This is a genomic window from Sphingobium sp. CCH11-B1, from assembly GCF_001556865.1.
Lineage (GTDB): Bacteria > Pseudomonadota > Alphaproteobacteria > Sphingomonadales > Sphingomonadaceae > Sphingobium.
This window is the reverse complement of the sequence record NZ_LSJY01000170.1, coordinates 1-20480: the sequence shown is the minus strand read 5'-3', so window position 1 is coordinate 20480 and position 20480 is coordinate 1. Positions and strand designations below refer to the sequence as shown.

Below are 20480 nucleotides of genomic sequence, written 5' to 3'. Positions count from 1 at the left end.
ACGCCACGACGCCGAGCACCAAGGCCGATCACAAATCATTCATGCCATCTCCTTTTTTCTGATTTCATCCTGCCTTATTTTGCCGTTCATCCGGGGGACAAGGCCCGCGTGACGCTGATGAACGGCACGGTGCAGCTCTGACCGCCATCGACGGGATACAACATGCCGTTGACGTAACGGGATTCGTCGGACGCCAGGAACAGCGCCATGGCGGCGATGTCTTCCGGCTCGCCGATGAAGGGCGTGTTGAGCACCTCCAGAAACAGCCGATCCATCTCGGGCGTGGACCATTGCAGCTTGGCCGGCGTCTGTGTCGGACCGGGTAAGATCGCATTGCTGCGGATACCCCGCTTGCCATAGGTGGCGGCGATCGCCTGCACGAACCAGTTGAGCGCAGCTTTGGACGATCCATAGCTATAGGCTGTGATATCCCCGCCCATGGAACTGCCCGAAGAGGTGGAAATGATCGACCCCGCGCCGCGCTCCAGCATATGCGGAATGGCGAGTTTGCTCGCCAGAACCGCGCCCAATACATTCACCCTCAGATTGGCGAGGAATATGGCGGGGTCGAAGGTCAGGAAATCCATGTCGCGCATGGCGTGGTCCTGATTGACGTACAGGGCATTGTTGAAGAGCACGTCGATGCGACCGAAGTCGGCGATCGTCTGGCTGACCATCTTCTCCAGATCGGCCTGTTCACCGACATCGACGGTCATCGCGCGCGCTGATCCGCCGGCATCGACAACGGCCTGCGCGGTCATCTCGGCAGCTTCGGCGCGAATATCCGCGACGATCACCGTCGCGCCTTCTCGCGCGAACATCAGCGCGCTGGCGCGTCCGATGCCGCTCCCGCTGCCGGTGATGATGCAGATTTTGTCGGCAAGGCGGGTCATGTGGCGTCCTCTCCCTTATGATTCATTGGCTCTTTGGCGATCCCGCCGCTTCGATAAGCGCCCTTCGCGCTTCAAACCGCCTTCCGGATCGACAGGATCAGGATAAAGGCACGGCTGCGCTGAGGATCGGCCTCGACACGGGTCGCGACCCGCTGCACCAGACTGGCCAACAACGCGTCCCGGTCGCGGGACGCATCGACCCGCGTCAGGAAGTTGGGGCCGTTGGCCGCACCCATCATGGCTGCCCACAGCCGCCCCAGTTCGGCCGCATCGCCGGATAGCTGATAAGCATCCCAATAGGGATCAGGGGACGGGATCGCGGCGAGATGCTCCAGTTCCAGTTCGGGCACCAGGCCGGCATCGAAAGGCGCTTGTATCTGATCGGGCGAACGCCCCGCGGAGGGCGCCGTCATCCTTAGCGTCTCCTCGGCGTTGAGCAGGCCTTCGCCTTCCATGTCGACGATCGACTGCCAGAAATTTCCGGCCATCCATTCGAAGCCGTGGCTGTCGGGTCCCCTGCCCATGAACTGACAGATCAGGCGTCCTCCCGGCCGCAATTCGACAGCGCGCGCCTTCAGGAAGGCCAGCCAATCCTCCGCCAGCACGGCCTCGACGGCGGCACGCGCCTGCGCGGACCGACTGAAGATCGCCCAGCCATGATCCGCGACATCGACCGGATTGCGGCTCATCCAGTGCAGCGCGTTGGAGGACCAGCCCAGGTCGACGCTGCCGGGCGGCAATATCGCATCGAAATAGGATCGGCCGATCGCGGATGGAAAGACGCCCTGTCGGCCATTCAGATAGCTGGCCGGATCCCGGTCCAGCAGGCCGAACAGCGAGGTGAAATCGTTCGAGGGCAGATCCGTATGCACGACCTGCACCGGCCGCTGCGCGTCGTGCGCGCGAACCAGATCGATAGCTGTCGCCATCGGCGCCATCGAATTGCGTCCTTGCGACGCGCCATAATCGACAATGGTGACGGGACCGACAGAACCGTCCCCAATGGCCCGCGCCGCTGCCTCCAGCAGGGGAAGCGCGGATTGCAGATTGGCCTGTTGCAGACCCGAATGGCGGTTGTACCGCGCTTCCCCTGCTGGAGGCAGCGGCGGGATCAGCCATAAAATGTCTCCGCGATGCGCTGCGTGTAGATCGCGCTTTTTTCGGGCGACAGGCCATAATGAGGGATCACCGGCGTAATCGCGTCGGCCAGGGCGGCGCGCCGGGCAACCCGGCTGCGCACCTCATCAACCGTTCCAACCACGGCGATGCTCTCCACCATTTCGTCGGAGCAGGCCGCCGCCATACCCGCCATGTCGCCCTGCGCGAAGGCGGCCTGGATCGCCGATGCCTCGCGGCCGAAACCGATTTCCTCGAAATAGCGCAGATATTGGGGTGACTGGCTGTAATAGGCCACGGTCCCCCGACAATCTTCGATCGCTTCGCGCCTGTCATCCGAAATCGCCGTGAATATCGAGATGTTGAGCGAGAAGTCCTTGCGCGCCCGCCTGGCCCGATCCAGCCCGGCCTTGATTTGAGCGGCCACTTCCCGCTCGATCCAGGCATCGTTCCACAGTGGGTGCCCGAGCAGCCCGTCGGCGATTTCCGCCGCCTGTGCGCAGGCCTTCTGAAACACCGCCGGCAGAACGATGGGAATGTCGCCGCGCACCGGCTTGTGCAGCAGGCGGAAGTGCGAAAGGTCGAGACGATGATAGTCGCCCGCCAGTTCGGTGAGTTCGCCCGTATGCCCGCGTGCGACGATGGCGCGGATCATGCCCACGATCTCACGCATATGGGCGAGCGGCTTGCCATAGGCGCTGCCGAACGATCCCTCGATCTGGCTCTGCGCGCTGGATCCCAGTCCCAGCACCACCCGGCCGTTGCTGATGAGGTCCAGGTCGATGGCGCTGCAGGCGGTTTCCAGCGGACTGCGCACGAACGCCAGCGCGATGCCGGTCCCCAGCTTGATGCGCTGCGTAGCCGGGGCGACGGTAGCCAGCGTCGTAAAGGGCGCGCCGAACATCTGGGGCGCCCACACCCCTTCCACGCCCGCCGCTTCGTAGCTCTGTGCCAGCGCCGACAGATCGGCGCCCGGCATCGGGACGATCTGCGCCCAGACAGCCTTGCGATCGGTCATCCCCATCCCCCTTTAAAAGCCGCTTGTGTCGAAATAGTCACGCCAGGCGACGATATGGGACCCATCCATTTCCAGCGCACCCATCAGCCGCAGCGAGAGCATTTCCTGCCCATCCGGTCCGTAGAAAATATCGCTGCGCTCGGTCAGGACCACGTTGCCAGCGGCCGCCGCATGATGGACCACGACCTCGCAGCGTTCGAAAGGAATCCGGCCCAAAAAGCCCTCGACGAACTGCCTCGCCTGATCGATCCCGACAGTCGTCGCCACGCCGACATTTTCCCAACGCGTATCCGCCGTAAACCGGCGCTCCATGGCGGACAGCATGTCGTCGCGCGAGCCGCTGCTTTCCCGAAAAAACGCCAATGCTTCGTCCAGTGGACCGGGCATGTCACCCCCTGCTCCTGTGTTGCGCGGGCATCATGGCGCGAGGCGGCCCCCTTCTGCCCTGCCGAAAGATAGCCATTGGATTTTGATGGAGGGATCGGCACGCCATCGGGCGGAAAGGTCATGCTGAGAATAGTATGTCCTCCCCATAACAGTGAATCGAGCGGCCAAATATCGGGCGTCGCCTATACTTCCCGGCAAAGCTGAGAGGAGTTTTCACTGATGAGCGCCGTTGACGAATTGATCGCCCTTGCCCGGTCGCCCGATCCGTTCCGTAACGCCCCGGACAATCTGGCCGACCTGCAACTGGAAGCGGCGCGCGAGCGCTTCGCTGAGCGCCGCCAGCAGATCAGGGTGCTCGACAAGCGGGCGAAGGAAGCTGGCATCGGCAGGATCGACAGCCTGGCCGATCTCGTCCCGCTCCTGTTCGCCCACACCAATTATAAGAGCTATCCCGAAGCGTTCGTCGACAATGGCCAGTGGAAGCATATGAACATGTGGCTCGGTACGCTGAGCAGCCATGCCACCGACAATATCGACGTTGCGGACGTGCGCGACATCGACGAATGGCTGGATCGCGCCAGGGCGGCGGGCCACCATGTCTTCGCGTCGAGCGGGACGTCGGGCAAATCCTCTTTCCTAAATCAGTCGACGCAGGACCGCGACCTGTCGCTCGCCGCCTGTCTGGCCGCGGCCGACCTGTCGACACCGGCCTATGCCCCCGATCATGGCCGCTCGGTCTTCACCATGATGCCGCCGCGCGGCACCCATAAGATGATCGAATTCTGCAACGTCCATTTCCCGCGCTGGGCCGCGCCCGGCGAATTTCATCGCCTGAGCGACTATCCGATGCGCGCCTTCGACGCCATGCGCCCCGCGCAGCTGCGCCGCCTGCTGGCGGCCGGCAAGGTCGGTCCCGGTGAGATCGCCGCCTACGAGGCGGAGATCGAGGCCCGTCAGCAGGCGCGCGCCGGCGAGTTCGACGCCTGGATGGACCTGCTTGTCAGCCGCCGGGATCGCCCGCTCTATATCGGCGTCATGTATGGCGTCGCCTGGCAGATCGTGCAGGCTCTGCGCGCACGCGGGATCGAGGATGGCGATTTCCATCCCGACACGCTGATGAGCTTTGGCGGAGGCACCAAGGGGGCAGCGGTCCCAGCCGACTATAAGGAACAGATTATGGGCTTTTTCGGCGTCACGCCGGACCGCATCACCAGTTCCTATGCCATGGTCGAAATGAGCGGCTTCTGCGCCAAGATCCAGCCGACCGAATCCTATGCAGTGCCGCCATGGATCATCCCCCTCATCCTCGACAAGCCTGGCGAAACGCTGCTGGGCACGACCAAGGATACGGGCCGGGTGGAAGGCCGCATGGCGTTCTTCGACATATTGGCGGACGGCCGGTGGGGCGGCATCATTTCCGGCGACAAGGTGCAGGTGGAATTCGGCTCCGGCCTGGAAGGCGTGAAGACGCCGGTCGTCCATGCCATCGCCCGCTACGCCGATCTGGAGGAGGGCGAGGACAAGCTTAGTTGCGCCGGATCGATCGATTCCTACGTGCGCGGATCGATCACCGCGCCCCAGCCGGTCGCGGCCTGAACGACAGGAGGCAGACATGCTGCATGAAATCATCGCTGATAATGATCGGCTGCTCGTTCCCCATGTGATAAAGGGTGTGGTTCAACTCGACGCCGCCGTGGAGCATCGGTCGCGGGCCAGCGGCTCGACGGTCATGACCCCGTCGATCGATCTGGACTCGCTGATCTGGCAACGCAGCCAGCCCGGTCCCGCCTTCGACACGCAGCTTGCGGAGATCGTGGATTTCCTCGTCGAGGTCGGCAAGGCGCTCGATTTCGACCGGAATATCCATCTTCAGGAGGCCGCGGCCTATAATCTGCGCTGTAACAGCCTGGGCGCGCGCATTCTCGAGAATTGCTACCGCGACATCGCCTGGTTCTTCACCCGCGACGCGGTCGAGGCGGAGGCCGAACAGTCGCTGGGATCGCTTGACCTGCTGGATGGATGGGCGCGACGCGACATTCAGGGCACGGCCTTCGACATCCGCGCCTTCCCGCCGCGTATGGTGCATATTCTGGCCGGCAACGCCCCGATCGTGCCGCCGGTCACGATCGTCCGAGGGGCGATCAGCAAGGGCGTCCACCTGCTGAAAATGCCGTCCAACGACATGTTCACGGCGACCGCCCTGCTGCGGACGATGGCGGATGTCGGCCCCAACCATCCGGTGACGCGGTCCTTTTCCGCCGCTTACTGGCGCGGCGGCGATGCCAGCATCGAAAATCACATCCTGCGCTCGCAATATTTCGACAAGCTCGCCGTCTGGGGCGGCGAGGCGGCGGTGCGCCATGCCATGCAATATGCCGCGCCGGGCTTCGAGATCATGTCCTTCGATCCGAAGGTGTCCATCTCGCTGATCGGTCGCGAAGCCTTTGACGGCGTCCCCCTCTCGACCGTCGCCGAAAGAAGCGCGGCCGACATCATTGCCTTCAACCAGGATGCGTGCAGTTGCGCCCGCTTCCAGTTCATCGAGGGATCGGACGATCAGGTCGACCGCTATTGCGAAGCGCTGGTGGAGGCGATGGGCCAGGACATCCGCTATGGCGCGGGGTCCGACGGCCCGCTGCCGCCCGCCATGCTGATCGAGGAACTGAACATGCTGGGCAATCTGGAGCCCATCTATCGCCTGTTCGGGCGGCCCGACGGCCGGGGCATGGTCATCCGCTCCAGCGAACCGGTGTCGTTCAATCCGGGCGGCAAGCTCGTCAATGTCGTCACCGTCGATCGGCTTGCGGACGCGATCCAGCATGTCACCGTCGCGACCCAGTCGGTCGGCGTCTATCCCCCCTCCCGCATTGCCGAGGTGCGCGACGGGCTTGCCTCGGCGGGCGCCCAGCGCATCGTCGGCCTGGGCAACATCAACACCGGAAAATTCGGCGGCCTGCCGCACGATGGGGGATGGCCCGTGCACAAGATGATGCATTGGGTCGTCACGGAAGCAGCGAAAGATTGAACCAGATCATGACACAGACGACTATTCAGGCGCTGTCGCTCGACAGCTATCGCCTGCTCGGCCGCTCGGGCCTGCGCGTTTCTCCGCTGGCGCTGGGAACCATGACCTTTGGCGAAGAATGGGGTGCGGACGAGCAGGAATCCCGCCGTATCTTCGACAGCTATGTCGATCAGGGCGGCAACTTCATCGACACGGCGGGCTATTATGCCGACGGCGCGTCGGAGACATTGACGGGCAAGTTCGCAGAGGCAAAGCGCGAACGGCTGGTTCTTTCCACCAAATATTCGCTGACCCGCTCAGTCGGCGATCCCAATGCCGCCGGCAACAGCCGCCGCAACATGGTGCAGACGGTCGAAACCAGCCTCAAGCGACTGAAGACGGACCGGATCGACCTGTTCTTCCTGCATGTCTGGGACGACATGACGCCGGCGGACGAGATATTGCGCGCGTTCGACGATCTGGTGACGCAGGGGAAAATCCTCTATCTTGGACTGTCGGATACTCCCGCCTGGCAGATGGCCCGGTTGCAGACCATGTCGGAATTGCGTGGCTGGAGCCAGCTGGTGGCCTTGCAGTCCGAATATAATCTGGTTGAGCGCACGGCCGAGCGCGACCTTATCCCCGCCGCCAAGGCGCTGGGTATCGGCGTCATGCCCTGGTCGCCGCTGGCGAGCGGCATGTTGTCGGGCAAATATGCGACTGGTGGCAGCGCCCATGCCGGCGAGGCTGGCGGCCGTGGCTCCCTGCTCGAAGCGGCAGGCCGCGTCGATGCGCGCGTGGTGGCCATTGCGGACGCGGTGAAGGCCGTCGCCGACGAGATGGGCGTCACCTCGGCGCAAGTGGCGATCGCCTGGACCCTTGCCAATCCGGCAGTCGTCTCGCCGCTGCTAGGCGCGCGGACAATGCGGCAATATGCGGACAATGTCGCCGCGCTTAGCGTCAGGCTGGAGCCCGCGCAACTGGAACGGCTGGATACGGTGAGCCGCACGCCGCTCGGCTTTCCGCATGATTTCCTCGCCTCACCCTTCATCCGCCATGGGCTGACGGGCGGCACAAATATCCGGCCGCGCGCTTGATCAGGCGGCGCGGATGAGCCTTCCGGGACGCGCGCCGGTATCGGCGCCGTCCCGCCGGGTGATGACCCCGCTGACCATCGTGGCGCGATAACCGGTGGCCTGCTGCGCCAGACGGCGCCCGCCGCCGGGCAGATCATGCACGACATGGGGGGCATGCAAGTGCAGCGCACCATGATCGATCAGGTTGATGTCGGCCTTCAATCCCGGCTTCAGCCGCCCCCGGTCCCGCAGTCCCAGGAAGTCGGCATTGTCCGCGCTCAGAGCCTTGACCGCCGCCGGGATCGTTAGTTGCTCGCCAGCCCGATCGCGGGTCCAATAGGCCAGCATCGTGGTCGGATAGCTGGCATCACAGATGATGCCATAATGCGCGCCGCCGTCGCCCAGTCCCACGATGCTGTAGGGATCGCGCATCATGGCCAGGGCAGGGTTGAGCGACCTTTCCGCATAATTGGAAAAGGGCATCAGGATCAGCGCATGGCCGTCCTGCTCCAGCATCAGATCATAGACCAGTTCGACCGGGCTGACGCCGCGCTGTCCGGCCAGCGCGGCGATGCTCTGGTCTGGTGACGGCTCATAATCGGGCTCGGCTCCCAGCGGATAGATATTGTCCCATGTCCGCAGCAAGCGATGCAGCGGCGTCGGCGTCTCGTCGGGCTCCTCCGCGATCAGCAGGGCGCGGAAGGCGGGATCACGCATGATGGCGACCTTTTCCGCCAGCGGCCGGTCGGCGATCGCACGATAGCTTGCACAATGGCTGAACGCGTTGGCCGACGTCGATAACCCGCACATCGCACCCATCGGCCGGGGGAAAACCTGCGCCAGCACTGGCGCCGCGCCGCTGCGATTATGTTCGGCGAGCGCATCCATGGTGCGCCGCCAACCCTGCGGATCGGTCGACCATTGGGCGAGCGAATAGGTCAACGGACGCCCCGACGTGCTGGTCATGCGCTTCATGAGGTCGAGATCGCTGGCCCAGTCGGCGGTATCGAGATTGGGGATCATCTGCAGCACGCCGCGCCCCGCATCCCCGACCGATCGGGCGATCGCCACCAGTTCGTCGCTGTCCGCTTGAAAGGACGGGATGAACGCGCCGTCGCCGCGCCGGTGCACCAGCGAACGGGATGTGGCAAAGCCAAGCGCCCCGGCCGCCATCCCCTCCGCCACCAGTTGCGCCATCCGCGCGACATCCGCTGCCGTCGCCGGCTCGCGATCCAGCCCGCGCTGGCCCATCGCATAGACCCGCAGGGGCGAATGGGGAATATAGGCGCCGACATCGGCGTCCCATGCGCGCGCTTCCAGGGATTTCAGATAGTCTGGGAAGCTCTCCCAGTTCCAAGGCAGGCCCTTGGCCATCACCGCTTCGGGAATGTCCTCCACCCCCTCCATGACGTTGACCAGCGCTTCGCGGTCCTTCGGCCGGCACGGCGCGAAGCCGACACCGCAATTGCCGATAACGACGGTGGTGACACCATGGTCGGTGGACGGCACCAGACTGTCCGTCCATGTGACCTGTCCGTCATAATGGGTATGAACATCGACGAAGCCGGGCGTGACGAGGAGGTCGCGGGCGTCGATCTCCTCTCGCCCCCGCCCGACGTCAACGCCGATCCTCGCGATACGTCCATCAACGATGGCAATGTCCGCCTCGAACGGATCGCCGCCCTGCCCGTCGACGATCGTGCCGCCCCGGATCACCAGATCAGCTTTCACCATGTCCCTGGCTCCTCTCAGCCTGCCAGCGCAGCCAGCATCTCGCCCGATGCCTGTTCTTCCGTGACCCACTTCACCATGCGGCGGACCGGCTCGATCGCGTCCTGCCTTTCCATATTATGCTGCATCGTCGCAGCCCCGCCCAGCGATACGATCCGCTGCGCGCCCTGAAAGGCGAGGCGGTCGCGCAGCTCGTCCTTGAGACTTTCGGGAAAGATGCCGATCGTCTGGGTATAGGCGTTGACCGCACTGACGGCCGTTTCCCGGCTGTCGATGGGCACGATATTGCCCACCCGGCAGGCGAGCGTGCGCGAAAAATCGACCGGATATTCTTCCTGGCTCACGATCACCGCGCCTTCGTTGGTGCGGCCGCCGAAGATGCGATAATCCTCGTCGTTGAGGCGGATGCCGTCGATCTCGGCCTTGAGCGCACCGTCAAACGCCTTGTGCGGCGTGCTCAGATGATCGGGCAGGCGCTGGAGAGCGTCGAAGGTCATCTGCCCCAGCCGATTGGCACACTCCAGCCCGGCTTCGTCCGTGCCGCATTCGACATAGATGACGCGTGCGGACACGCAGCCTTCCTGATTTTGCGCGCCGATATCGAGCGCCAGACGGCGCGCCACCTGCTCCAGCGTCTCCTCGTCGGCGAAGGCTTCACGACCGATGATCGTCCCCGACAGCTTGGGGTCCTGGGTGATGAGGTCGATGCCCGGTTGCAGATAGCGCGTGATATGCTTGACCGAATCGAACCCGCCCCAGGCAACGATCTTCTCAACGCCGCGCGGATCGTAGATTGCCGACTCCACCTGATCGTCGCCGCCTTTCCAATAGGCGACGGAGACATGTTTCGACAGCGGATGGTCGGGGTCCATCTCGACCATGGTGCGCACCAGCGCGGCGGCCGTCAGCGGATCGTTGGACGGCAGCTTGATGATCGCGTCGGACCGGGTCAGCGCATTGCGGATCACCGTCAGGATCGACACGATCGGCGCATTGCCGGCAATGACGTGCACGGTCCGCGCACCGAAGGCGCGCGTGCGGGCGGTGAGACCCGGAAATCTGCCAGCCCCCTGATCCACCCAGCCTTCCAGATAGTCGATGCCGCAGGAGCGTTCCATCATCCGCCGCATTTCGGTGCGATCGAAGGCCGCGCCGATATACTGGAAATGGACGCGCAATATACTCTCGGACAGGCCGGAGGTCTGACAGGACAGGCGAAATGCCTCCTGCAAATGCCGGTTCTGGCCGAAATCGAGCCGCTGCCCCAGGGCGACGAGGAAATCGAGTATTTCGTCAAAGCTCAGCGCATAGAGGTCGGCCATGGCCGAAGGGGTGCGCAGCGGCAGGCGCGCCACATGTTTGGCAATGTCAGGCGCCGAGAAACTAACGCCGCCCCGGCGGCCGCCATAGTCGACCTCGGCATCATCGATAATCTGGCCCCGGATGATCAGGGGCACGCGGAATGGATCGGTCATGGCTCTACTCACATCGACAGTTCGGCAAGAAATTCGAGGGCGCGGTCGTGCGCCTCGGGGGCACCGGCGCACACGATGCGGTCATCGCCGCCTTCCTGCTCGCTGTAGCGGCGCACCGGCGGAATGACGTACGGCCCGGTGCGACCGCAGGCGCAGGGCTTTTCCCAGCCGGCCAGCGTGATCTCGTCCCCCGTCACCAGCCCGGCCCAATAGGTGTTGGGCATCAGGTCGAACGAGGCATAGCGGCCGGTCAGGCCATCCTTACGCGGCAGGGGCTTTCCGGTCGCCGGATCGAGCAGGAACGGGATCTGGATGGGTGGGACGTGATAATGGCCATGCTCGCACATCATCGACAGACCCATCTGCTCTGATGTGGCGTACATTTCATAGATGGTGTCGAAACCCAGAAATTCGATCACGCGCTCGCGCCAGTCGTCGGGTAGTTCCTTGCCCTTCTTGCCGCCCCCGGTCAGCAGCACGCTGCCCTTTCCGAAGACGTTCTTGAGGCCGCGTTTCAGCCCCTCCTCCGCCCAGTCATAGAGGATGGCCCACATAGCTGTCACATAGACGTCGCGTCCACCGAAGCGCCGCTGCGCCTCGCTGAAGAAATGCTTGAGGTCGTCGGGCCGGCGGCGCTCCAGTTCCAGCAGCGCCTCCCGCCGTTCCAGTAGGACCGGCGGAATGTCGATCATGCCGGCCTCGCCCCGCGCCTCCGCCGCGCGCAGGCGACCGCCCAGCGAGGCGATGTCCGCGCTGAACCGGGCGTTGGGGTAGAGGAACAGGGTGTTTTCCTCGCCCTTGGCATAGAGATCGACTTGGATGCCGTTGCCGCGCTGCATCGCAGCAGCGCCGTAGCGATAGCCCGGAATGATGATCGGCATCCCGTCCTTCACGATGTCCGGACCGCGGTCCGGCCACCAGTCGCGGATGATGACGCCCGAATGGACAATGGTTTCACGCCACTGCTTCTTGCGGCGAGGGACGAAGCTCAGCTTGCCGGTGGTGCCGGACGTATGCTGGATGGTCAGGTCAGTTTCCGCGTCGAGCAGGTCGACCCAGTCGTCGATCGTCTCGATACCGCTGGCATCGACGTGGGAAATGTCGCTGGTCGTCAGGCCCGCGAGCCATTTGGTCAGCTTGTCGAAACGGCTCCGTTCCAGATAGCTGATCGGATAGGATTTATAGACAGTGTGGGGAAACAGCAGCGGCGCCAGATTGTCGATCGTCTCGATCGCGTCGATGCCCTGCTCGCGCGCCAACTTGTCCAGCATGGACAGGCCGGGCCGCAATTCGGCAAAGCGCTTGCGCGCGCCTTCCAGATGCAGCCGGTCGATCTCCTCGCGACTGAGCGTGAAGGCCTGCGCATAAGGCGCGTCGTGGAAACTGGTGGGATCGGCGATCAGTCGATCGAGATAGCTGCTCATAAGAAAATCCGTCCTTCTTGATGGGACGGATTGTGGCGGGGGCGAGGCGTTCCCCGCAATGCCGATGCCTACAGCCGGAACGCCCAAACATCGTCAGGCGGACATGAAGCGCGATGCTTCACATCATATCAGATCGGCGATCCAACGCAGAACTGGTTCAGCGCAATGCGCCACGCTCTTCGCGAAATTCGCGGGGGGTCATGCCGGTCGCCTTCCGGAACGCCGCCGAGAAAGCGGCAGCGCTTTGGAAGCCGCAATTGCCGGCGATCACCTTGATCATAGCCTCGTCACGGACAAGCAGGTCTTGCGCACGCGCGATCCGGCGGCTGGCGATATAGTCGGTCAAAGTGATGCCAGTGGTGGCCCGGAAAGTCCGGATCAAGTGACGCGGGCTGGTGCGGATTTCGGCGGCCAGATCGGCCACCGAAAGCATTTCGGCCAGATCGGCCTCTATTTTATCCTTGATGCGACGCAAGCGCCAGCCGGGCATCTGTCCATGTGCGCTGCGGTCATCGTATTGGGCTTGGCGAAAATGCCGGCACAGTTCGACGACGAGCATCAACGCCATGCTTTCGAGCAATATATCCTGTCCAAAGCCTGGATTGCGCAATTCCTCCACCAGCCGGGCAAGGCCCTGACGCACCCGACCGATCTGAACATCCTGACATGCCGCCAGATCGGCGACGCTGTCATCCTCGAATAATTGCATCGCCCGGTCGTTTTCAAATGTCAGGCACAGCAGGCTGTGCTCGCCCGGTTCACTCAGGGTCGCAAATGCGCCGCCCTTGGGCAGAAAGACGACATCGCCTGGCGGATCAGCCAGTTGGCGTTCGCTGTTGAAGAAACGAGCGCTGGGACAGCGCGGGCCGATGGAAAAATCCAGATAGTAGGAATCGGGTCGAAAAACCGATCGGCTGCTCTGGGTCCATCCGAAGTGACGGATATCAGCGAAAATGCCGTTCGTATGGAACCGCCGTTCGACATGGAAATGCGACGCAGTGTGCGGGGCACAGAGCGGCAGACCAAGGTCGGCTTCATGTCGCATCCTCAACCTCCTCGCCATCGATCGAATCTTGGCTCGATCCTAAAGCGCAGGACCATTATTTCCCTGTAGATCGCGAATGGCAAGTCAGTGCCGATCATGTTCATGCACATCGGCGACCACCCACCGGCTTGCCAATGCAAACAGGACGGCGGCCAGGATGAAGAAGCAGGATCCCAGGCTGAGCGACAGGCGCAGCCCCTGTGCGCTTGCCGCCTCGCAGGCCGCGACGGCCCGCTTGGCGCATTCGGCCAGGCTGAGGCCTGCCGACACCCGCGCACTTTCCCCCAATATATCGCTGGCAAGGCCGATCAGCGGCGGGCCCAATCCATAGCCCAATATGGAACTGGTAGCGATAATCACGGCGGAGGCCATGGCGCGCATATGCGGCGGCGCCACATCCTGTCCGTGCGCATACATGGCGGGCATGTAGAAATGCTGCCCCATGGATCCGAGCACCATCAACGCCACCGCAAGACCAACCGTAGGAATTTGAAAAGCGGCGGCATATAGCGCGCCGCACCAGAGCAAGCCGAAGGAGGGCAGCCATGCCTTGATTCGCGGGTAGCGACGCGCACCCAGGTCCATCATCGGGCCGCCCAACAGCGTGAAGACGATGCCGACGCCACCGATCACAAGCCCCATCAGCGCCGACGCATTGGCCAACGACAGGCCGTGCCCGCGCATGAGGAAGGACACCATATATTGTTGATTGGCATAGCTGCCGATCCCGGCGACGCCCCCCGCGACGGCCACCAGAGCAAAGCTGCGCCGGGCCAGCAACTGGCGGAGGGTGTCGATGAAAGACGCGGAATGATGCGATCGGGGCTGGCTGCGCGGCGGTTCCGGCACGGTGGCGCGGAACAGCAGAGCCATGACGATGCCGGCCATTCCGCAGATGAGGAAAGCCGTGCGCCAACCATAAGCGGCGATCAAAGCGCCCCCGCCCACCGCTGCGACGATGGCGCCGAAGGGGCCGGCGACCGCGAAGATGGCGATGGCGGTCGTTCGACGTTGCGCGGGGAATGCGTCGGAGATGAGCGAATGCGAGGCCGGCGTGCATCCCGCTTCGCCAATGCTGACGGCGGCTCGCCCGACGAGCATCTGGACGAAATTGGCTGCAATTCCGCAAAAGGCCGTCATGGCGCTCCACAATGTCAGCGAAATGGCGATGATCCCCACCCGGCGACCGCGGTCCGCCGCGCGCGCGATCGGGAAACTGAAGACCGTGTAGAGTATGGCGAATGCGGGTCCACCAATCAGGCCGAGCTGAAAATCGCTGAGATGGAGATCGACCTTGATCATTTCCTGGGCGACCGAGAAGAGCAGTCGATCAATATAGTTGAGGCAGTTGAGCAGAAACAGCGCGACAATCGTCCACGATAGCAACGATCGCCCATCGGCAGAAAGCGATGCGTCGTCCGGCATCGGTTGCGGACCTGCATCCACTATTGACGGATTGTGCATCACTCATCCTATTTCATTTTTATCGACTGTGACGAAGGCTATGCCAACAGCGCATCCCATGCCCCCGCCACGACTATCGCCGGGACGACAGATGTCGCGCAGGAGACATATTCCTTCCCCTATGCCTCCCCCGTCTATTCCCCGAATATTGCACAACAAACACAGGCAAAGCGGGCGATTGACGATGATCGCAGCCCCCAGCCCGCTATTTCAGTCTGCGGGCCGCCGTTTGGTAAAATCGCGTAACGCAGCACCCCATCATGACCCTGTCGAGCAGTGTCTTACAGGCAGCGCCGCCGTTTCCCGCCATATCGTTTCCCGCAATATTCGCCCAGGTCGCGCATATCCTTCGCTGCTGCCGCAGCCTGGTGTTGATCGCAGGGAAATTCCTTTTCGCGCGCCTCGACGCGCTCGCATAATTCTTCGATATCGCATCGTGAAAGAATGTTCTTTTCACGCAAATAGCAGATCAGGCTCTGCAATATGATCAAAGCCTTGTCGCCACTGTCCACCGATTGACTGATATCCATTTTCGAACCTGTACCTTGAAATACGGCATAACTGCTCGTTCTTGACCGAGCAGTTATGCAGCAGATCAGCGATGGAACTCCTGACAAAAGATAGGATCGTTCACGCAGGCCGGATCGGGTCCATGAGTGAAGTGGACGAAGCCACTTCACTCATGCCCCAATGTCAGAATCGATAGGAAACCGTTGCGCCCCATGTGCGCGGCGCTGCGGTAAAGCCGATCGCGGTGCCGAAGGTGCCATAACCGTTGAATATGGCGTTATAATATTTTGCCTGCGTCAGGTTGCGCCCCCAAAGGGTGAACTCCATTCCGCCGTCGAGCTTGAAATTCAGGCTTCCGTTCAGCACCCCGTAGGCCTTGAGCCGACTGAAGCTGTTCTGCGTATCGATGAAGCTGATAGCCGCCGCACGCTCCGCCGCGTCGTTGACACCATCGTTGAGCGCCGGTGTCGTCAAATCCGCAGTGGCATAGTCCTGGTAAACGGCAGAAGTGTAGGCATAGTCGGCATGCAGCGCAATTTCCCCCCCCTTGACCGGAAAACGCTGCGTCGCGCCGATGTTCCAGGTCCAGCGCGGCGCGCGCGGAACAACCTCCCCGCTACGATCCACCGTACCGCCCAGGCCCGCCGCGGTGAATGATCCCGCAGCATATTTCGCCTTAAGCCAGGACAAGGCGCCGCTCAACTCCATGCCCTGCCACGGAATGAGCGTACCTTCAAATTCCAGACCATAGGCCTTCACATCGCCTGCATTCTGAACGAACTGGGTCAGATTACCGCCGACCAGGGCATTGACGACATTCTGGGCGCCGTTGCGCCAAATGTAGAATCCAGCAAAATTAGTTCGCAGATGCCGATCGAAAAAGTCGCCCTTTAAGCCGATCTCGGCATCCTTCACCTTTTCCGGCGCAAAGGAACTCGCATCGGGCGGGGTCGGACGCGAATTGAGACCGCCGGCCAGTGCGGCGCCACCCGTCTTTGCATAGATGAGCTTGCCGTCTCCCAGTTCGTAGTCGATGCTGGCGAGCCAGGCGGGATAATCAAATTTGGCCGTCACAGGATCCGTGCAATCCGGACCGGGGGCGACCAGATTTGCATTGGCACCCACGGCGCATAGCCCCGTAGCGGGCAACGTGATCACTCGGCCGTTGGAGACGAACGAACCGGAAAAGCCCGGAATCCCTCCGATATACCCCATGCGGTTGATCGAACGCTTGTCCCAGGTATAGCGGAATCCGCCGGTCACGCGCAGCCGTTCGGTCAGGCTGTAGTTGACTTGGGCGAACAAGGCCTTCGATTCCGACTTGTATGTGGCCAGGTTGGTATTGGCCGGGGCCAGGTTGAAACCGAAGTCGGTATCCTGGAAGACGAGCGACTGGGACTGCTCATCACCCGTTTCCTTGAAATAGAAACCGCCGAAAATGAACTCCAGCTTCCCCAGGTTACCGGAGAATTGCAGTTCCTCGCTACGCTGCTTTTGCGAATAGTCGCTCGCATAAGATGCGATCTTGGCGGGCGTGCCGTCAAGATCGGTACCATCCCCGGTATCCGCCTCGCGATAGGCCGTTATCGATTTGATCTTAACGTCGCCCAGATCATATTCGATGGTCGCACGGACACCCCACGTCTTGTTATAATTATATGGCGTATCGATGTTGGCGTTGCCCGTGTCGGGATCATTATATGTTCTGTAAAAGCGGCTCTTGCTCTGAAGGAAGCTGGCGATGTCGAATTGGCCGGAATATAGTGCGAGCGCCGGTCCGGTCGGGTTGATACCGCGCAGAGCGACGTTATTGTATGTATCTTTAATATTGGCATAGTCGGCCGACAGGGACACAGTCATCGGGATCGCGGACGGCTCCCAGTTCAGCGTGGCACGGCCCGCGATGTCGTGATCGATACGGGCCGCATCGACCCCTCTTATCGGATTGTCGCCAAAACCCTTGCCCCTCTCGCCATAGCGGCCAGCCAGGCGCAAGGACAATTCATCGCCCGAAATCGGCAAGGTCAGCGCGGATTCGATGGACCAGCTTTCATAGTTACCGATACGTCCGGTTACATAGCCGCCGAAATTTCCGTCCGGCTGCACAGTTGTCATGTTGAGGGCGCCACCCGTCGTGTTGCGTCCGAACAAGGTTCCCTGGGTTCCGCGCAAGACCTCGACCGAAGCCAGATCGAGAAGTCCGAGATTCCCGGCGATAGGTCGCCCATAATAGACGCCATCGACATAGATGCCGACCGCAGGATCGGAAAATGAGTTAGGGCTATTCTGCGCATTGCCACGGATGGCGAGATATATGAGCGATGCGTTGCCGGTGCCACCGGATTGCACCGACAAACCCGGCGCCGCCCGGCCCACATCCGCCACTTCGACAATCTGCCGTTCAAGCAGCGCAGTCGGATCGAGCGCCGTGACGGCAACGGGAACCGTCTGAAGATTTTCCGACGTGCGGCGAGCCGTCACGATGATGTCGCGCACGCCGCTATTTTCATCACCGCTCGCACTTTGCTCGACCGCTTCTGCCGCGTGGCTTACGCCTGCACCACCGACACCCAATACCGTGCCGGCCATCAGGATTGCGCGGAATATTTTAACCATTTCATCCCCTCCACTATTAATATTATTAAATAACGGAATTTAATTACCATATTTATTATTATTTTCATGCATTTATATTAATGGTACTAAGAGAAGAAGTATTATATACTTATATTATATCACCGATCTAAGGCCGGGAATATGATCTTGAAAACTAGATCAGTGCGATATTGGGCAGTATATTAAGTACTTTACTGTTTCGCCGTCGCCGGTTATTCCACCCTCCGAATTTTATCGCTTCATACGCAGAAGACACATACCGTCGGATAGGTATCCTGACCCAGAGGCCCACGCACTTACCCTCGTAGCAAGGGCTCCATGGGCACCAGAACAAGATGATCGGCAGGCGCATCGGGACCTGCGATCACCAGGCATTGTCGCAGCATCCGCCGATGAAAGAAGCGCGTCAGGGCGGCATGGTTGGCAGGCGTGCTCTTTTCGATGAAGCGCATCAATGCGGCCTCACCCGCGGCGGCATCGGCATAGGCCGTACCCAGCAGCGCCTCGACGTCCTTGCCATCCTCTTCCCGCAGCCAATCGCGATAGCGCAGCTGGTTCCGCAGATAGTGAGGGATCGAGGCAAGGATATTACGTTGCCAGCCCTGTAGCGATCCGCTTTCCGGCAGACGTTCGATCTCCGCCTGCAATTTATGAAGTGCCAGATCATTCTGGTCGACGGCGGCGGGCGGCGGAAGCGCAATGTCGTCGAGCGCCACGCCCAATATCTCGGCCAACGCCTCCATACATCGCCGTCCGATCATCGACACCTGTACCGCTGCCTCGACCCAATCGCCGCCGCGCCCCTTTTCGTGCATCCCGAACAGGGGACCGTAAATGGCTTCGGCGAGGAAGGACACGGTGTGATAGGCGATCGCGTCAAAATCGAGAGGTACGCCGATCGCCGTTTCATAGTGACGGAATAGAGCGGCGACGTCGCCCATATTCTCAATCGGGTGGCGCCCCCGGAAGCACGCGAGATCGCGCATGGGATCGCCTAGATGACCGATTTCCACATCCAATATGCCGGTAACCTGAGTACCGTCCGAAAGGAACTGGCCGCAATCGCCCGTGACGAAGGAGATGGATTCCCGATGTCGGGGATAGTTTCGGCGCAGCCATCGCGCGCAAAATTCCAGCAGCGGATCGGTGATGCCCTGCTCGACCGTCATGGCATGAAAGCGTTCGAAATTATGCAGGGCGATCTCGCGCGCACTCTGCGGCAAATGGGCTCCGCCTTCGATGAAAGCCTGACTTGGCAGGCTGTGGATGTCAGCCAATATCTCCATATAGCGTAGCGATGCGGCCCACCGATCCTCGGTCATCACCGACGCGCTTTCGATCGCCTCCTGGACCAGGCCGGGATCCCGGCCGCCTTCTATCCATTCCATCACGATGGTGTTGGGTTGGTCGCACATGCCCAATATGGCGGGAATGGGAATGCCATTTTCATGCAGTGCGCGCTGCATGCCCATTTCATACACAAGCGGATAGGGATGGGTCGGCCAGGTGCGGTCGCCCTTGAGCAGAAAGTCGCGCTTCACGCCATTTTGCTGCGCGCTGGCGCGCCAGACCGGGCGCCAGCGCCGCTGTTTTTCGAGCACGACTTCAGAACAACCCAGGACATCCTCAAGCCATCGGCTGAGCTGTTCGCGGCTTTCGGCCTGATCCTGATCGGCTTCGGTCTGCGCCATCGACGGTCCTCTCCATAGTCTTTTTCTGTCCATTATGGCCGGTGCGCCATGCGCCTTTTATGGGCCGGGCGGCCGTTGCGGAAAGATCGGGCTGACGCACCGTTTTTAGTGCCTGCCCTCAATCGCCAAACCGATAGCGAACCTCCACGCCATAGGTCCTCGGCGCGCCATAGAATCCACTGAATATCCCGAGCGCGGCCGATCCGACATTGCTCGACGCCAGATATTTCTTGTCGAACAGGTTGCGCACGAAAAAGCTGATGTCGGCGTTGCTGCCGCCAACGCCGTTCAGGTCCAGCCGTCCGTTGACCAAGTCATAGGCGGGCAGGACCTGGTCCGAAGACCGTACCTTGCTGGAATGATAATAGTACAGGCTGAACACGGTTTCCGCCAGCGATGGCGGCACTGGCAACGTCCAGCGCACGCCAGCCGTAACCGTCGTCTTTGCAACCAGATTGAACGGCACCTTGAGCGCTGCAAGATAGGATTGGAGATCCGCAGGCACCGTCAGCGACCGCGACTTGAGGTCCAGGAAGGTCGCACCGGCGTCGAGGGACAAGGTCGATGTCGGCTGGATACGGGTCGAAAGGTCGATGCCCGCCACCCGGGTCTTGCCGGCGTTGACGAGCAGCGTCCCGCCGCTTGGATCGTTGCTGGCGTCGCAATCGCCGTCCGGTGATTTTGGCGGATTGATCCCGCCCGGCGTGGTCGTGCTGCAGCTCGCCTGGGTGTTGAGGCCCGAAATCGGCACCTGCACATTATTATACCAGCCGACAAAGGGTGATGCGTTGAACTGCAGCTTGACGTCGCCCACGGTGAAGTCGGAGCGGATACCGACCTCCACATCCGTCACCTTTTCCGGGGCGAAGGACTGGAAGGGCGCCAGCCGCCCGGCCAGCGTCGGGCTGTTAATGCCGCCAGCTCGATAGCCCCGGCGCGTGATCGCATAGAGGAAGATCGCATCCGACGCCTTCCAGTCGACGCCCAGTTGCCAGGTCAGCGCCTTGGACGAGGTCTTGTTGACGCTCGA

General features: G+C 61.8%; 16 protein-coding genes. 3 read left to right on the top strand and 13 right to left on the bottom strand.

Annotated features, from left to right (window positions below; genetic code table 11):
- Positions 1-86: 86 nt before the first annotated feature.
- The 4 genes from AX724_RS17275 to AX724_RS17260 form a co-directional block, all read right to left on the bottom strand.
- Entirely contained in the window at positions 87-893 is an 807-nt protein-coding gene (locus AX724_RS17275) for an SDR family NAD(P)-dependent oxidoreductase (protein ID WP_066768751.1), read from the bottom strand.
- Between the two features lie 71 nt (positions 894-964).
- A complete protein-coding gene (locus tag AX724_RS17270) occupies positions 965-1831 on the bottom strand; it encodes a class I SAM-dependent methyltransferase (protein WP_231736739.1) in 867 nt (288 codons plus the stop codon).
- 173 nt (positions 1832-2004) lie between these two features.
- Positions 2005-3027 (bottom strand): LLM class flavin-dependent oxidoreductase, encoded by a 1023-nt coding sequence (locus AX724_RS17265; protein WP_037543856.1) that lies wholly within the window; start codon positions 3025-3027, stop codon positions 2005-2007.
- A 12-nt stretch (positions 3028-3039) separates the two neighbouring features.
- On the bottom strand, positions 3040-3414 hold the full coding sequence (locus AX724_RS17260; RefSeq protein ID WP_231736738.1) for a limonene-1,2-epoxide hydrolase family protein: 375 nt from the start codon (positions 3412-3414) through the stop codon (positions 3040-3042).
- A gap of 219 nt (positions 3415-3633) precedes the next feature.
- Between AX724_RS17260 and AX724_RS17255 the strand changes: the two genes are divergently transcribed.
- The 3 genes from AX724_RS17255 to AX724_RS17245 are packed head-to-tail and all read left to right on the top strand — an operon-like array spanning position 3634 to position 7515.
- Positions 3634-5010: a hypothetical protein gene (locus AX724_RS17255; RefSeq protein ID WP_066768749.1), complete on the top strand. Its 1377-nt coding sequence runs from the start codon at positions 3634-3636 to the stop codon at positions 5008-5010.
- A 16-nt stretch (positions 5011-5026) separates the two neighbouring features.
- A complete protein-coding gene (locus tag AX724_RS17250; RefSeq protein WP_066768747.1) occupies positions 5027-6439 on the top strand; it encodes an acyl-CoA reductase in 1413 nt (470 codons plus the stop codon).
- A gap of 8 nt (positions 6440-6447) precedes the next feature.
- Positions 6448-7515: an aldo/keto reductase gene (locus AX724_RS17245; RefSeq protein WP_231736737.1), complete on the top strand. Its 1068-nt coding sequence runs from the start codon at positions 6448-6450 to the stop codon at positions 7513-7515.
- Here AX724_RS17245 and AX724_RS17240 read toward each other — a convergent pair whose 3' ends face one another.
- The 9 genes from AX724_RS17240 to AX724_RS17200 all read right to left on the bottom strand — a co-directional run.
- Positions 7516-9228 (bottom strand): N-acyl-D-amino-acid deacylase family protein, encoded by a 1713-nt coding sequence (locus AX724_RS17240; RefSeq protein ID WP_066768739.1) that lies wholly within the window; start codon positions 9226-9228, stop codon positions 7516-7518.
- A 14-nt stretch (positions 9229-9242) separates the two neighbouring features.
- A complete protein-coding gene (locus AX724_RS17235; protein WP_066768737.1) occupies positions 9243-10700 on the bottom strand; it encodes an acyl-CoA reductase in 1458 nt (485 codons plus the stop codon).
- Between the two features lie 8 nt (positions 10701-10708).
- Positions 10709-12124, bottom strand: coding sequence for a hypothetical protein (locus AX724_RS17230; RefSeq protein WP_066768735.1), 1416 nt, complete (start codon positions 12122-12124; stop codon positions 10709-10711).
- Positions 12125-12281: 157 nt separating this feature from the next.
- On the bottom strand, positions 12282-13169 hold the full coding sequence (locus AX724_RS17225) for a helix-turn-helix domain-containing protein (RefSeq protein WP_066768730.1): 888 nt from the start codon (positions 13167-13169) through the stop codon (positions 12282-12284).
- Between the two features lie 84 nt (positions 13170-13253).
- Positions 13254-14633, bottom strand: a complete 1380-nt coding sequence (locus tag AX724_RS17220) for a spinster family MFS transporter (protein WP_231736736.1) — start codon at positions 14631-14633, stop codon at positions 13254-13256.
- A 281-nt stretch (positions 14634-14914) separates the two neighbouring features.
- Positions 14915-15145 (bottom strand): hypothetical protein, encoded by a 231-nt coding sequence (locus tag AX724_RS17215; protein ID WP_443018756.1) that lies wholly within the window; start codon positions 15143-15145, stop codon positions 14915-14917.
- Between the two features lie 181 nt (positions 15146-15326).
- Entirely contained in the window at positions 15327-17759 is a 2433-nt protein-coding gene (locus AX724_RS17210; RefSeq protein WP_066768723.1) for a TonB-dependent receptor, read from the bottom strand.
- Between the two features lie 296 nt (positions 17760-18055).
- Positions 18056-19450, bottom strand: a complete 1395-nt coding sequence (locus AX724_RS17205) for a phosphotransferase (RefSeq protein WP_066768721.1) — start codon at positions 19448-19450, stop codon at positions 18056-18058.
- A 118-nt stretch (positions 19451-19568) separates the two neighbouring features.
- The coding region (locus AX724_RS17200; RefSeq protein ID WP_156448145.1) for a TonB-dependent receptor domain-containing protein at positions 19569-20480 on the bottom strand (912 nt) is incomplete at its 5' end.

Excerpts from the sequence above, each read along its gene's own strand:
- AX724_RS17260 (WP_231736738.1), bottom strand. The coding sequence starts at position 3,414 with ATGCCCGGTCCACTGGACGAAGCATTGGCGTTTTTTCGGGAAAGCAGC.
- AX724_RS17265 (WP_037543856.1), bottom strand. The coding sequence starts at position 3,027 with ATGACCGATCGCAAGGCTGTCTGGGCGCAGATCGTCCCGATGCCGGGC.
- AX724_RS17235 (WP_066768737.1), bottom strand. The coding sequence starts at position 10,700 with ATGACCGATCCATTCCGCGTGCCCCTGATCATCCGGGGCCAGATTATC.
- AX724_RS17230 (WP_066768735.1), bottom strand. The coding sequence starts at position 12,124 with ATGAGCAGCTATCTCGATCGACTGATCGCCGATCCCACCAGTTTCCAC.
- AX724_RS17275 (WP_066768751.1), bottom strand. The coding sequence starts at position 893 with ATGACCCGCCTTGCCGACAAAATCTGCATCATCACCGGCAGCGGGAGC.
- AX724_RS17205 (WP_066768721.1), bottom strand. The coding sequence starts at position 19,450 with ATGGCGCAGACCGAAGCCGATCAGGATCAGGCCGAAAGCCGCGAACAG.
- AX724_RS17225 (WP_066768730.1), bottom strand. The coding sequence starts at position 13,169 with ATGCGACATGAAGCCGACCTTGGTCTGCCGCTCTGTGCCCCGCACACT.
- AX724_RS17255 (WP_066768749.1), top strand. The coding sequence starts at position 3,634 with ATGAGCGCCGTTGACGAATTGATCGCCCTTGCCCGGTCGCCCGATCCG.
- AX724_RS17220 (WP_231736736.1), bottom strand. The coding sequence starts at position 14,633 with ATGCACAATCCGTCAATAGTGGATGCAGGTCCGCAACCGATGCCGGAC.
- AX724_RS17250 (WP_066768747.1), top strand. The coding sequence starts at position 5,027 with ATGCTGCATGAAATCATCGCTGATAATGATCGGCTGCTCGTTCCCCAT.
- AX724_RS17245 (WP_231736737.1), top strand. The coding sequence starts at position 6,448 with ATGACACAGACGACTATTCAGGCGCTGTCGCTCGACAGCTATCGCCTG.
- AX724_RS17240 (WP_066768739.1), bottom strand. The coding sequence starts at position 9,228 with ATGGTGAAAGCTGATCTGGTGATCCGGGGCGGCACGATCGTCGACGGG.
- AX724_RS17210 (WP_066768723.1), bottom strand. The coding sequence starts at position 17,759 with ATGGTTAAAATATTCCGCGCAATCCTGATGGCCGGCACGGTATTGGGT.
- AX724_RS17270 (WP_231736739.1), bottom strand. The coding sequence starts at position 1,831 with ATGGCGCCGATGGCGACAGCTATCGATCTGGTTCGCGCGCACGACGCG.